A 14,683-nucleotide genomic window follows, 5' to 3' on the forward strand; every position below is an offset into this window, starting at 1 on the left:
CAGGCCACGCCCGGGCCTCCGTCAGCAACTCCACCGCACCCGCCGACCAGTCCACCTCCGGCGACGGCTCGTCGGCATGAAGGGTCGCCGGCAGGACGCCGTGGCTCATCGCCATGACCATCTTGATCAGCCCGGCCACACCTGCGGCGGCCTGGGCGTGGCCGATGTTCGACTTCACCGACCCCAGCCACAACGGATCGCCGCTCTCGCCCCGCTCCTGGCCGTACGTCGCCAGCAGCGCCTGCGCCTCGATCGGATCCCCGAGACGGGTTCCGGTGCCGTGCGCCTCCACCACGTCGACGTCCGCGCCGGTCAGCCGGGCGTTCGCCAGTGCCTGACGGATGACCCGCTGCTGCGACGGACCGTTCGGCGCCGTCAGACCATTCGACGCACCGTCCTGGTTCACCGCACTGCCACGTACCACCGCCAGCACCTGATGCCCGTTGCGGACGGCGTCCGACAACCGCTCCAGCAACACCAGGCCGACGCCCTCGCCGAGGCCGAAGCCGTCGGCTTCGGCGCCGAATGCCCGGCACCGGCCGTCCTGGGACAGGGCGCGCTGGCGGCTGAACTCCACGAACAGTCCCGGGCCCGCCATCACCGTCACGCCGCCGGCGAGAGCGAGGTCGCAGTCGCCGTTGTTCAGGGCCTGAACCGCCAGGTGCGTCGCCACCAGTGATGACGAGCACGCGGTGTCGACCGTGATCGCGGGGCCTTCCAGGCCGAGGGCGTAGGCGACCCGGCCGGACGCGACGCTGCCCAGGCCGCCGCTCAGCCGGTAGCCCTCGGATCCTTCCAACGGCTGGTCGAGCGGCGGGCCGTACTCCTGGGTGGCGGCGCCGGCGAAGACTCCGGTCCGGCTGCCGCGCAGCGCCGTCGGGTCGAGACCGGCGCGTTCGAACGCCTCCCAAGCCGTTTCCAGCAGTACCCGCTGCTGCGGGTCCATGGCCAGGGCCTCGCGCGGCGAGATTCCGAAGAACGCCGGGTCGAACTGGTCGGCGTCGAGGAGGAATCCGCCTTCGCCGGTGTAGGAGCGGCCGGGCTCGTCGGGGTCGGGGTCGTAGAGGGCGTCCAGGTCCCAGCCGCGGTTGTCGGGCAGGGCCGAGATGACGTCGTCCCGGCTGGTGACGAGCCGCCACAGGTCTTCGGGAGAGGCGACGCCGCCGGGGTACCGGCAGGCCATGGCGACGACGGCAACGGGTTCGCCGACGTGGGTCGTCGTGGGCGTGGCCGCCTCGGCGGGCTTCGCCGGCCGCTGCAGCAGACGCGCGACGAGCTGCTCGGCAAGGGCGTTCGGCGTGGGGTGGTCGAAGGCGATCGTGCTCGGCAGCCGGAGACCGGTGGCGGCGTTGATCCGGTTGCGGAACTCCACCGCGATGAGCGAGTCGAAGCCGAGGCTCTTGAAGGCCTGGGCGGCATCCACGTCACCGGTGGCGGCCCGGCCCAGCACAGCGGCGGCGTGACCGCGGACGAGGTCGAGGACGGTGCGGTGCCGCTCCGCTTCCGGTAGCGCCGCCAGGTCCAGACCGAGGCCGGTCAGGGCCTCGGGGGCGGCGGCGCGCCGCCGTGGCTCGCCGACCAGACCGCGCAACGGTCCGGCGACGGCGTCCGGGTCGGTCCGGGCGGCGGCCCGCAGTTCCGGCAGGTTCAGCCGGGCGGGTGCCAGCAGCGGTTCGCCGCCGGGCAGCGCCGCGTCGAACAGGGCGAGCGCCTGTTCGGGGCGCATGGGGGCGAGTCCGGTGCGCATCAGCCGGGCCCGGTCGGCGTCGCCGAGCCGGCCGCCCATGCCGGTGTCCCACAGCCCCGACAGCAGCGACACGGCGGGCAGGCCGCGGGCGTGGCGGTGCTGGGCGAGGGCGTCGAGGAAGGCGTTGGCCGCGCCGTAGCTGCCCTGGCCGGCGGTTCCGATGGTGCTGGCCAGCGAGGAGACGAGGACGAACGCCGCGAGATCGAGGTCCGCGGTGAGTTCGTGCAGACGCCAGGCCGCGTCGGCCTTGGGCCGCAGCACCGTGGTGAGCTGGTCGGGGGTGAGGGTGTGGATCGCGGCGTCGTCGACGACACCGGCGGCGTGGACGACCACGCGCAGCGGGTGTTCGGCGGGGATGCCGGCGAGGAGGCTACGAAGGGCCTGCGGGTCGGCGGCGTCGCAGGCGGTGACGGTGACGTCGGCGCCGAGTCCGGTGAGTTCGGCGGTGAGTTCGGCGGCTCCGTCGGCGTCCGCGCCGCTGCGGCTGGCGAGCACGAGGCGGCGGGCGCCGTGCGTGGTGACCAGGTGCCGGGCGATGAGCCGGCCGAGGGCGCCGGTGCCGCCGGTGATCAGGACCGTGCCGTCGGCGTCGACGGGGCTTGCCTGGGCCGTGGTGGTGACGCGGGCGAGTCGCTCGGCCAGAACGCGGCCGCCGCGGAGGGCGAGCTGGGGCTCGTTGCGGTGGATCGCCTCGGCCGGCGCCCGGTCGACGGGTGCGCTGTCGTCGAGGTCGACGAGCACGAACCGCCCGGGGTGTTCGGCCTGGGCGGTGCGGATCAGGCCGCGAGCGGTGGCGACCGCCAGGTCGTGGACGTCCTCGTCGGCGCCGGTGGAGACGGCGCCGCGGGTGAGCAGGACGAGCCGGGTGCCGGTCAGGCGCTGGTCGGAGAGCCAGGTCTGGAGCAGTGCCAGCGTGTCGAGGGCGGCGCGGTGGGCGTCGGCGACCGGGGCGCCGGTTCCTCCGCCGAGGTCTCCTCCGATGAGGTGCGCGGCGACCGCTTCCGGTGCTGTCCCGCCGGCGGTGAGGGCGGCCTGCAGGGTGGCGAGGTCCGGGTAGTGCCTGGCGGGGGCGTCGGAGCCGGCGCCCGGGTCGCCGATGAGCGCCCAGTCGCCGGGCGTGGCGGGGGTGTCGTCGTGGAGCGTCACCCACTCCAGGCGCCAGAGCGGGTCGGGGCCGGTCGTCGCGGCCGCGAGCTGCTTGGGGTCGACCGGGCGCAGCGTGAGCGCTTCGATCGAGGCGACCGCGCCGCCCGAGGGGTCGGTCAGTTCGACGCTGACCGCGCCGTCGCGGTCCGGGGCGCCGATGCGGGCCCGCACGGCGGTCGCGCCTGTGGCGTGCAGCTGGGCGCCGCTGAAGCTGAAGGCCAGCCGGGTGTCGGCCGGGCCGCCGTCGAGGGGCAGCAGGGCGTGCAGCGCGGCATCGAGCAGGGCGGGGTGGAGCTCGAATCCGGCGGTGTGCTGCGGGTCGGGCTCGGGGAGGGTGGCCTCGGCGTAGATTTCCTCGCCGTGCCGCCAGCAGGCGCGTAGCCCTTGGAAGGCGGGGCCGTAGGCGTAACCGAGGTCGGCGAGCCTGGAGTAGGCGCCGTCGAGCGGGACGGCCGTCGCGCCGGGGGGCGGCCAGGCGGCCGGGGCCGGCCGGGGCGACCGGGCGGGGCCGGCGGCGTGGAGTATGCCGGTGGCGTGCCAGGTCCACGGGACCCTTTCGGCGCCGGTGGCCGGGCGGGAGTGCATGGTGACGGGCCGTCGGCCGGAGTCGTCGGGCGGCAGCACCACGATCTGCAGCTGCAGCGGTTCGTCCTCGGGCACCATCAGCGGGGTCTGCAGGGTGAGCTCGTCGACACGGGGGTGTCCGCACCGGCGGCCGGCGTACAGCGCGAGGTCGATGAGGGCGGAGCCGGGCAGCACGGTCCGGCCGAGGAGCGTGTGGTCGGCCAGCCACGGCTGGGCCGCCGACGACAGGCGGCCGGTGAGGAGGAGCGTGCCGTCCTCGGCGATGTCGACCATGGCACCGAGCAGCGGATGGTCGGCGCTGTCCAGGCCGAGGGCGTCGGCCCCGGCGCGCGGTCGGGCGGGAGCGAGCCAGAAGCGTTCGCGCTGGAAGGGGTAGGTGGGCAGCGGCACCGTGCGGGCCGGGGCGGTGAACACGGTCGTCCAGTCGGGCCGTACGCCGTGGGTCCAGGCATCCGCCAGGGCGGCCACGAACCGGGCGTGGTCGCCGTGGTCGCGGCGGAGGGTTCCGAGTGCGGCGCCGGGCCGGCCCATGGCCTCGAGCGTGTCGGCGACGGCCGCGGTCAGCACCGGGTGGGCGCTGGATTCGAGGAACATGTCGTGCCCGGCGGCGCGCAGGGCACGCACCGCCGGTTCGAAGCGCACGGTCTCGCGCAGGTTGCGGAACCAGTAGTCGGCGTCCAGGTGCGCGGTGTCCAGTGGTTCACCGGTGACCGTGGAGTAGAACGGGACGTCGCCCGTGCGCGGGGTGAGGGTGCCGAGCGCGTCGACGAGTTCGTCGTGGAAGGCGTCCACGTGGGGCGAGTGGGACGCGTAGTCGACCGGGAGGCGGCGCGCCCTGATCCCCTCGGCCTCGAAGTCGGCGAGGAGTTCGTCGAGTGCTTCCGCGTCGCCGGAGACGACCGTGGCGGAGGGGCCGTTGAGGGCGGCGATTCCGATCAGGCCGCTTCGGCCGGCCAGCCGGGACCGCACGTCGGCGGCGGGCAGCGGCACGGACACCATGCCGCCGGTGCCGGCGAGGGTTCGTACGTACCGGCTGCGCAGCGCGACGATCCGGGCGGCGTCGGGGAGCGACAGGCCGCCGGCGACGTAGGCCGCGGCGATCTCGCCCTGGGAGTGGCCGACGACCGCGGCCGGTTCGACGCCGGCCGAGCGCCACAGGGCGGCCAGCGACACCATGACCGCGAAGAGGGCGGGCTGGACCACGTCGTCCCGGTCCAGGGGCGGTGCGCCGTCGGCGCCACGGAGAACATCGACGAGGGACCAGTCCGCGTAGGGTTCGAAGGCTGCCGCGCAGGCGTGGATCTCGTCGCGGAAGGCATCGCTGGTGTCCAGCAGGGAGGCGGCCATTCCGGCCCATTGGGATCCCTGCCCGGGGAAGACGAACACGGCCCCGTCCGGCCGGCCGGCCGTTCCCTCGACGACGCCGGGTGCGGGAAGCCGGGCCGCCAGCGCGTCGAGTCCGGCGAGGATCCCGTCCCGGTCGGCAGCGACGACGGCGGCCCGCCGGTCGAACGCGGCGCGGCCGGTGGCCAGGGTGTGGCCGAGGGCGGCGAGGTCGAGGTCGCTTCTGTCGCGCAGGAATCCGGCCAGTTGGCGCGCCTGGGCGCGCAGCGCGGCGTCGCCGCGCGCGGAGATCAGCACGGGCACGGCGGCCGGCAGGTTGCCGGGTTCGGGGGCGGAGGGCTCCGCGTGGCCTTCGAGGATCAGGTGGGCGTTGGTGCCGCTGATGCCGAAGGAGGAGACGGCGGCTCGCCGCGGCCGGTCGAGCTGCGGCCAGGGCGTCGTCTCGGTCAGCAGCCGCAGTTCGCCGGCGGACCAGTCGACCCTGGGGGTGGCTTCGTCGATGTGCAGGGTGCGGGGCAGCACGCCGTGCCGCATGGCCAGCACCATCTTGATGACGCCGGCGACGCCTGCGGCGGCTTGCGTGTGCCCGATGTTCGACTTCACGGAGCCGAGCAGCAGCGGGTGTCCGGCCGGGCGCTGCCGGCCGTAGGCGGCGAGCAGTGCCTGTGCCTCGATCGGGTCTCCGAGTGCGGTGCCGGTGCCGTGGGCCTCGACTGCGTCCACGTCGGCGCTGGTCAGCCGGGCGTTGGCCAGGGCCTGCCGGACGACGCGTTCCTGGGAGGGGCCGTTCGGCGCGCTGAGGCTGTTGGAGGCTCCGTCCTGGTTGACGGCACTGCCGCGGACGACCGCGAGGACCTCGTGGCCGAGGCGCCGGGCGTCGGAGAGGCGTTCGAGGATCAGCAGGCCGGCGCCCTCGCCCCAGCCGGTGCCGTCGGCTGCGGCGGCGAACGGCTTGCAGCGGCCGTCCGGTGCCAGTCCCTGCTGGCGGCTGAACTCGGTGAACATGCCCGGGGTCGCCATCAGCGTCACGCCTCCGGCCAGCGCCATGTCGCACTCGCCGGCCCGCAGGGCCTGTGCGGCCAGGTGCAGTGCCACGAGTGAGGACGAGCACGCGGTGTCGACGGTGACGGCCGGGCCCTCCAGGCCGAGCACGTACGCGATGCGGCCGGAGGCGACGCTCGGCGTGCTGCCGGTCAGCAGGTGGCCTTCCAGCTCCGGGGGCGCCTCGTGCATACGGGGGCCGTAGTCCTGGGCGGTGGCGCCGACGAACACGCCGGTCCGGCTGCCACGGAGCGAGTCCGCGTCGACGCCCAGGCGCTCGACCGCCTCCCACGCGGTTTCCAGGAGCAGCCGCTGCTGGGGGTCCATGGCCAGTGCTTCGCGTGGCGAGATGCCGAAGAAGGTGGCGTCGAAGTCGCCGGCTCCGTCGAGGAACGCGCCGGCGGGCCGCAGCGTGCCGTTCGGGTTGCGGGCGGCGTCGCGGTAGATGTCCTCGGCGTTCCAGCCCCGGTCGGTGGGGAAGCCGGTGACGGCGTCGCCACCGTCGAGAAGGAACTGCCACAACTGTTCCGGGGTGGCGATCCCGGCGGCGTAGCGGCAGCTCATCGCGACGATCGCGATCGGCTCGGCGGGATCGGCGGCCGCGGCCGGAGTGACCGGAGGCAGGGCGGGGTCCGCGCCGTGCTCCAGCCGGTCCTGGAGGTGGGAGGCGAGCCGGGCCGGCGTCGGGTGGTCGAACAGCAGCGAGTCCGGCAGCGGCAGAGTGAGCGCCGTGGTGAGCCGGTCCCGCAGCTCGACGGAACCGAGCGAGTCGAAGCCGAGGTCGTGGAAGGTCTGCCGGGCGTCGACGTCGTCGGGGCCGTCGTGGCCGAGCACGGCGGCGACGTGTTCCTGGATCAGCCGCAGCACGGCGCGGGTTCCGGCGCCGGCTCCGGGGCGCTCCGGAACCGACGTCGGCTCCTGCGCCAGTGGGCCGGGGGCCGACGCGGCTCCGTCGGTCGGCTCCTGCGGGGCGGGCAGCGGACGGGCGGGGAGATTGTCGAGCCAGTACCGTCGCCGCTGGAACGCGTAGGTGGGCAGGGCGACCTGGTGGGGCCGGTGAGCGGCGAGCAGCGCCGTCCAGTCCAGGTCCACGCCCGCCGCGTGCATGCGTCCGATCGCACCGATCAGCGTCTCGGCCTCGTCACGGCCCTTGCGCAGTGCCGCTGTCAGCACGGGGCCGTCGGTGCGGCAGGTGCCCGCCATGGCGGCGAGTACGCCGTCGGGGCCGAGTTCGAGGTAGCGGGTGACACCCAGTGCGGCGGTGGCGGCGACACCCTCGGCGAAGCGGACGGTGTCTCGGACCTGCCGCAGCCAGTACTCGGGCTCCTGCATCAGCCCGGGTTCGGCGATCGCTCCGGTGAGGTTCGACACGACCGGGATGCGCGCCTGCCGGAACGTCAGGCCGGCGAGCACTGCGCCGAACTCCGCCAGCATCGGCTCCATCAGGGCCGAGTGGAAGGCGTGCGACACCGGCAGGACGGTGGACTTCCGGCCCCGTGCCGCGCACTCGGCGGCGTAGCGGCCGATCATCTCGGCGTCGCCGGACAGCACGACCGAGCGCGGGCCGTTCACCGCCGCGACGTCGAGGCCGGAGTCCGTGACGTCGGCCTCTGCGGCCTGCACGGCCAGCATGCCGCCGCCGGGCGGCAGTTCCTGCATCAGGCGGCCCCGCTCGGCCACCAGCACGCATGCGTCGTCGAGCGACAGGATCCCGGAGACGTGCGCCGCGACGATCTCGCCGAGCGAGTGGCCCAGCAGCACGTCCGGGGTGACGCCCCACGATTCCACCAGCCGGAACAGCGCGACCTCGAGGGCGAACAGGCCCGCCTGGGCCCACATCGTCCCGTCCAGGTCGACGCCGTCGGTGAGGACCTCGCGCAGCGGTCGCCCCAGCCGCGGGTCGAGGCGCTCGCACACCGCGTCGAAGGCTTCCGCGAACACCGGGAACGCCTCGTGGAGCCCCATCCCCATGCCGGGGCGCTGCGCGCCCTGGCCGGTGAACAGCAGGGCCAGCCCGCCGGGTTCGGCGGTGCCGGTCACGACGCCCGGGTCCTGGCGGTCGTGGACGAGGCTGTCGAGCCGGCCGAGCAGTTCCCGCCGGTCCCTGCCGACCACGACCGCCCGGTGGCCGAACGCCGACCGGGTCGTGGCCAGCGAGATGCCGACGTCGGCGGGGTGCAGGCCGGGGCGATCCGTGAGGTGCTCCGACAACTTCCGCGCCTGGTCACGCAGGGCCTCGGCGGTGTGCGCGGACAGTGGCCAGGCCACGGGGGCGCCGGGGCCGGCGGGCCGTCCGGGGGTGCCCGGCCGGGGGCGCTCCCATCCGGTGAGCACCATGTGGCAGTTGGTGCCGCCCATGCCGAAGGAGCTCACGCCGGCGATGCGGGACTGTTCGTCGGCGGGCCAGGGCGACAGCTCGGTCTGGACGGTCAGACCGAGGTCGTCGAGGGGGATCGCGGGGTTCGCGGTGACGAAGTTGAGGCTGGGCGCGAGCTCGTTGTTGCGCAGGGACAGTGCGACCTTCAGCAGGCCGACGGCTCCGGCGGCGCCCTCCAGGTGACCGACGTTGGTCTTGGCCGATCCCACCCGCAGGCGGCTGCCCGCCGGTCGTCCCCCGCCCAGCACGGTCCCGAGGGCGCGTGCCTCGACGGGATCGCCGGCCGGCGTTCCGGTGCCGTGCAGTTCCACGTACTGGACCTGCTCGGGCCCGACGCCCGCCGCCCGGTACGCGTCGCGCAGGACCTCGGCCTGGGCGTCGGCGTCGGGCACGGTCAGGCCGGTGCCGCCGCCGTCGTTGTTGACGGCGCCGCCGCGGATCACGCAGTAGATCTCGTCACCGTCGGCGGCGGCCTGCGAGAGGGTCTTCAGAGCGACGACGACTCCGCCCTCGCCGCGCACGTACCCGTTGGCGCGGGCGTCGAAGGTGTGGCAGCGGCCGTCGGGCGACAGTGCGCCGAAGGCCGCCGCGGCCACGGCGCTCTCGGCGGCGATGTTGAGGTGCACGCCGCCGGCGAGCGCGAGCGTGGACTCGCCGCGGCGCAGACTCTCGCAGGCCACGTGGACGGCCACCAGCGAAGAAGCCTGTCCGGCGTCGACGGTCATGCTCGGGCCGCGCAGGCCCACGGCGTAGGAGACCCGGTTCGCGATGATGCCGCGCTGCACACCGGTCAGCGAGTGGCGGCCTACGGCGGCGAGGCCGGCACGGTGGCTCAGGGTGGCGTAGTCGTTGCCCATGACGCCGACGAACACGCCGGTCCGGCCGCCGGTCAGCCGCTGGGGGACGATGCGGGCGTCCTCCAGGGCCTCCCAGCTCAGTTCGAGCATCAGCCGCTGCTGCGGGTCCATCGCCGCGGCCTCGCGCGGCGAGATTCCGAAGAACCGGGGGTCGAATTCGTCGACGCGGTCCAGGAATCCGCCGCGGCGCACAGCGCGGTCCGCATTCGGGTCGTCGTCGGTGAAGTCCCAGCGGTGTTCCGGAATTTCACCGACCGCGTCCACGCCGTTCCGCAGGAGTTGCCAGAAAGCGTCCGGGGTGGGGGCGCCGGGAAGCCGGCAGGCCAGCCCGACCACGGCCACCGCTTCCTGCGTTTCGGCAGAGATTTCAGGCATGGAAACTCCAACTACCTCTGAATGCGCCATGGATACCGCTGCCGTGAACCGGGTCGGCACCCGACCCTAACCACGCCCTGTCGGAGCACCAACCCCTATTGGGAGCCTGACCAGCCCCTATGTGCCTGGCGGGAACTTCGGGAATGCCACGCCGCCGGGCCGGGCGCACCATTCCTGGCGGGGGCGGTGCGGCTGCCTGCCGCGGGTGGTGACCGCCGGGCGCACGACCGGGAAGATCACTGCTCGCAAACGGAGTTCTAGGGGTACTCGGTAGGGGCGTCGTGCCGGGTAGGGTCCTCCAGCGGCGCCCGCGGCGTCACGGTCGGCGTGCTTGCCGGGAACATCCGGAACCCCTTCCGCCGGTTCACCTCTCCTCGCCGCTGCGCCCTGCCAGACCGAGCCCGACGGGGCCAGGTCCCGGTGCTATCAGGAAGGAACGGGAAGTGACGGAGCAGAACGCCGACGATCCGGGATCCGCCCCAGGCGGTGAGCCGCCTGCGCTGCGGCTGATCGGCCTGCACAAGGAGTTCGGTGACAACGTCGCCGTTCGACGGATCGATCTGACCATCCCTCAGGGTTCCTTCTTCGGCCTCGTCGGGCCCAACGGCGCCGGCAAGACCACGGCCCTGTCCATGGCCGTCGGCCTGCTGCGCCCGGACGGCGGCCGATGCGAGGTCTTCGGCGTCGACGTCTGGTCCGACCCGGTCCGTGCCAAGTCCGTGCTGGGCGTGCTGCCCGACGGCCTGTCGATGCCCGAGCGGCTCACCGGCCGTGAAGTCCTGACGTACACCGGCCAGTTGCGCGGCATCGAGCCGACCGAACTCACCGGGCGGGTCGACGAGCTGCTGGAGGTCATGCAACTCACCGAGGCCGAACGCACCCTCGTCGTCGACTACTCGACCGGGATGCGCAAGAAGATCGGGCTCGCCACCGCGCTTCTGCACCGGCCGCGACTGCTGGTGCTGGACGAGCCGTTCGAGGCGGTCGACCCGGTCTCGGCCGTCGCGCTCAAGACGATTCTGCAGCGCTTCGTCGCGTCCGGCGGGTCGGCCGTCCTGTCCAGCCACGTCATGCCACTGGTCGAGCAGCTCTGCGACACGGTCGCCGTCATGGCCGGCGGCGACGTGGTGGCCGCCGGGCCGATGGACGAGGTGCGCGGCGACAGCACACTCGAGGAAGCCTTCGTCCGCCTGGTCGGGGCCGACGCGAAAACGGGAGAGGGCCTGTCGTGGCTGGCGTCCTGATACGGATGAAGCTGCGGATCATCCGCAACTCCATGACCGGTGGCAAGGCCGTCTGGATGGTCGTCGGTGCCGTCCTGGGCCTGGCGTTCGCCGTGGCCACCGTCGCTCTGGCTTTCGTGCGGCTCGACACACCGGGTCTGGTCGCCGACCTGCTCGCCACGACGTACCTGATCTGGACGCTCGGCTGGATGGTCGGTCCGCTGTGGGGCGGCTCTGCGGTTCTCCGTAGCGATCACTTCGCGCTGCTGCCGCTTCCCCGCCGCCGGCTCGCTCTGGGGCTGCTCGCGGCCGGGCTCGTCGGCATCACCACCGTGGTGACCGCTCTGGCGTTCCTCGGCCTCGTCGTCCACGGCGTCCGCAGCGGTGTGGGGCCTGCCCTGGTGTCGGTCCCGGCCGCCGCCGCGCAGCTGGCGTTCGTGGTCCTGCTCTCGAGGGTCACCCACGCCCTGTTCGGTGCGGTCGCCGGTTCCCGGTTCGGCGCTGCCGTCACCGGTCTGCTGTTCGCGGCCATGCTGGTGCTCACCCAGTCCGGCTGGATGCTCATCGTGGCCGTCGTCTCCTCCCGGGTGACCGAGACCGGCTTCTCCACTTTCGTGTCGGCCGCGATCCGTGCCGTCCCGTCCGGGTGGGGTGTGGTCGCCGTCGACGCCGCCGGCCGCGGCGACTGGTGGCAGTCGCTCGGCGCCCTGGCCGGACTCCTCGTCCTGTGCGCGCTGCTGCTGGCCGCCTGGAGCCGTGCTCTCGGCCGCGCCCGTCACGGCCGTTCGGTCGTCCGCGGGAGCGCCCGCAGGACGGCGCCGGGGCGCGGCGCTCTTTCCGGCGCGACCGGGGCGGTGCTCCGGAAGGAACTGAGGACGTGGCTGCGGGACCCTCAGCGCGTCACCATGGCGGTCACCCCTGTTGCCTGGGCCCTGGGAACGGCGTTGCTGCCGCTCACCTTCCACACCGGGGCGCTGCTGCCCTGGGCGGGCCCGGCCCTGCCGGTGATGCTCGTCGCGACCGCCTACAACCTGTACAGCCAGGACGGTACCGGCCTGTGGCTCACCCTCACCACGGGAAGCCAGCGCGCCGACGTCCGCGGCCGGCAATGGGCGTGCCTGCTGCTGTTCGGCCCGCTCACCGTCGTCGTCACCGTCGTGTTCACCGCCGTGAGCGGGTACTCCTGGGCCTGGCCCTGGGTCGCCGCGCTCGTCCCGGCCCTGCTCGGTGGCGGTATCGGCATGATGGCGTACGCCTCGGTCACGGCCCTCGTGCCCGGCCCCGACGCCCATAAGCGCCCGGACAGCCCGCTCGACCGGGCCGACACGACCGGGCCGTCCAACATGTTGTTCTTCGCCGCCCTCCTCCCCGCCCTGCCGGCGGCCGGCCTCGTCACCCTCGGCACCGTCCTCGACAACGCCGTCGTCAGCTGGCTCGGCGTCCCGGTCGGTGTGGCCACCGGTGTCCTGCTCGCCCGATGGCTGGGCCGGGTCGCCGCCGACCGGCTCACCGCGAACGGCCCCGAACTGCTCGTCCTCCTGCGGACCGGCCGCGCCGGGACGTCGGGCGGCGGGACGTCGGGCGCAGGGACATCGGGCGCAGGGACGCGGGCCAAGCCGCAGCTGACCAGGCGCCAGGAAGTGGTCGCACTCCTGTCCTGGGTGTTCGGTGGCCTGGCGCTCTTCCCGCAGGGGCTGGTGCCTCTGGCCTTCCTGATCTTCGACGTCCAGGTGAAGGTCTGGTTCCTGGCTCTCTACACACCCCACCCCTGGTCCTGGGTGGTCGCGTCGGTGATGATCGTGATCGGCCTCGTGCTGTTCACGAAGGCTGTCCGGCTTTCCTCCGGCCGCGTCGGCGAGCCGGCGGCGCCGGAACCCGGCGAAGAAGCCTCAGGCCCTTCTGACAGCCGTCGCGAGGAATACGAATCCGCCTGACTCGTCCGCCATTACGCGAATCGGCGCTCCGTCATTCCGTCATTTCGCCGTCCCACGTTCCACCGTTTTCCGGGAATTCATCTCCAGAAGGCGGCCAGGGGTCGGTTAGGGGTTGTCGAATCAGCGCATTGACCTCCTAATCTAATCCCGGTCTCCGTTCTCCGCAGCTCTGGGCTGCTGAGTCGCACAGGGCTGTTGGGTTCTGACTTGACATTTCTACCCACTGCCCCAGAAGTAAGGTGGATTCGGGTGGAGAACGAAGAGAAGTACGTCGAGTACCTGAAGCGCGTGATGGCTGATCTCCGCCACACACGCAGCCGCCTGCAGACGGCACAGGACCGGGAAAACGAGCCGATCGCCATTATCGCGATGGGCTGCCGATTTCCCGGGGACGTGCGCTCTCCCTCCGACCTGTGGCGTCTGGTCACGACCGGCGGGGACGGCATCACCCCGTTCCCCTCCGACCGCGGTTGGTCCTCCCTCCTGCCGCCGGACGTGACGGCGATGGGCGGTTTCGTCCACGACGCCACCGGCTTCGACCCCGGCCTGTTCGGTATCTCGCCGCGCGAGGCCGTCGCCATGGACCCTCAGCAGCGTCTCCTGCTGGAGACCGCTTGGGAGACGTTCGAGACGGCCGGAGTGAACCCGCGTTCTCTCAAGGGACGCGACGTCGGGGTCTTCGCCGGGGCGGCCACCTCCGGCTACGGCGACGGGCCGATGCCCGGTGACGGAGAGGCGTTCCGCGGTACGGGCAACGCGACCAGCGTCGCGTCCGGCCGCGTCTCCTACGCCTTCGGCCTCGAAGGCCCCGCCGTCACCATCGACACGGCCTGCTCCTCCTCCCTGGTCGCCCTCCACCTGGCCGGCCTCGCCCTGCGGGCAGGCGACTGCGACATGGCGCTGGCCGGCGGCGTCACCGTCATGGTCGGCCCCGGCATGTTCGTCGAGTTCGACCGGCAGGACGGGCTGGCGGCCGATGGGCGCTGCAAGTCGTTCGGGCAGGCCGCGGACGGTACGGGCTGGGGCGAGGGCGTCGGCCTGCTGCTGCTGGAGCGGCTGTCGGACGCACAGCGCAACGGCCACAAGATCCTCGCGGTGGTACGGGGCAGTGCGATCAACCAGGACGGCGCGTCCAATGGCCTGACGGCACCGAACGGCCCGTCCCAGCAGCGGGTGATCCGGCAGGCGTTGGCCAACGCCCGGCTCACCGGCGCCGACGTCGATGCGGTGGAGGCCCACGGGACGGGTACGCGGCTCGGCGACCCGATCGAGGCGCAGGCGCTGCTGGCGACCTACGGCCAGGAACGGGGCGACGGCGGCCACCCGCTGTGGCTGGGGTCGGTCAAGTCGAACATCGGCCACACCCAGTCTGCGGCGGGCGTCGCAAGTGTGATCAAGATGGTCATGGCCATGCAGAACGGGGTACTGCCTGCCACGCTGCACGCGAACGAGCCGTCGCAGCACGTGGACTGGTCCGCCGGCGCGGTGGAACTGCTCACCGAGCCGCGTCCGTGGCCCGTGACGGACCGTCCGCGGAGAGCGGGTGTCTCGTCGTTCGGGATCAGTGGCACGAACGCGCACGTGATTCTGGAGCAGGCTCCGGAGTCCGAGCCGACCGAGGACTCCGGGCGGACTCGCGAGCCGAGCGTCTCGGCGTGGGTGGTGTCCGCGCGGTCCGAGACCGCGCTCCGGGCGCAGATCGAGCGGCTCAGGACGTACGTCGCGGATGCTCCGGACCTGGATCCGGTGGATGTGGGGTGGTCGCTGGCGACGACGCGTGCGGCGCTGGAGCACCGTGCGGTGGTGGTGGGTGAGAGCCGGGAGGAGCTGCTGGCTGCCCTGCCGACGGCTCCGTCGGCCGCTGGGGCGGCAGCCACCCCTGCGGGTTCCGGTGGTGTGGTGTTCGTGTTCCCGGGTCAGGGTTCGCAGTGGGTGGGCATGGCACGGGAGTTGTGGGGTGCCTCGCCCGAGTTCCGTGAGCGGTTGACCGAGTGCGAGACGGCACTGGCCCCATATGTCGACTGGTCGCTGCGTGACGTCCTGTTGGAAGAGGA

4 protein-coding genes (1 of these 4 only partly in view) are annotated in these 14,683 nt (G+C 73.2%); 3 read left to right on the forward strand and 1 reads right to left on the reverse strand.

Features of this window, described 5'->3' with window-relative positions; all coding sequences use genetic code 11:
- The coding region annotated (locus ABZS61_RS33985; protein WP_356430131.1) for a type I polyketide synthase crosses the window boundary (this coding region is incomplete at its 3' end): on the reverse strand, positions 1-9,472 show 9,472 of its 27,173 nt. 17,701 nt of the annotated region lie to the left of the window's left edge.
- A 443-nt stretch (positions 9,473-9,915) separates the two neighbouring features.
- Between ABZS61_RS33985 and ABZS61_RS33990 the strand changes: the two genes are divergently transcribed.
- The 3 genes from ABZS61_RS33990 to ABZS61_RS34000 form a co-directional block, all read left to right on the forward strand.
- Positions 9,916-10,716, forward strand: a complete 801-nt coding sequence (locus ABZS61_RS33990) for an ABC transporter ATP-binding protein (protein WP_356430134.1) — start codon at positions 9,916-9,918, stop codon at positions 10,714-10,716.
- Complete coding sequence (locus ABZS61_RS33995) at positions 10,701-12,629, forward strand: hypothetical protein (protein ID WP_356430137.1); 1,929 nt, start codon at positions 10,701-10,703, stop codon at positions 12,627-12,629. Before ABZS61_RS33990 ends, ABZS61_RS33995 begins: the two co-directional genes overlap by 16 nt.
- 249 nt (positions 12,630-12,878) lie before the next feature.
- Positions 12,879-14,683 (forward strand): type I polyketide synthase (locus tag ABZS61_RS34000; protein ID WP_356430140.1); only part of this gene is annotated, 1,805 nt, incomplete at its 3' end.

The sequence above is a fragment of the Streptomyces sp. NPDC005566 genome (assembly GCF_040605575.1).
Classification (GTDB): Bacteria; Actinomycetota; Actinomycetes; order Streptomycetales; family Streptomycetaceae; genus Streptomyces.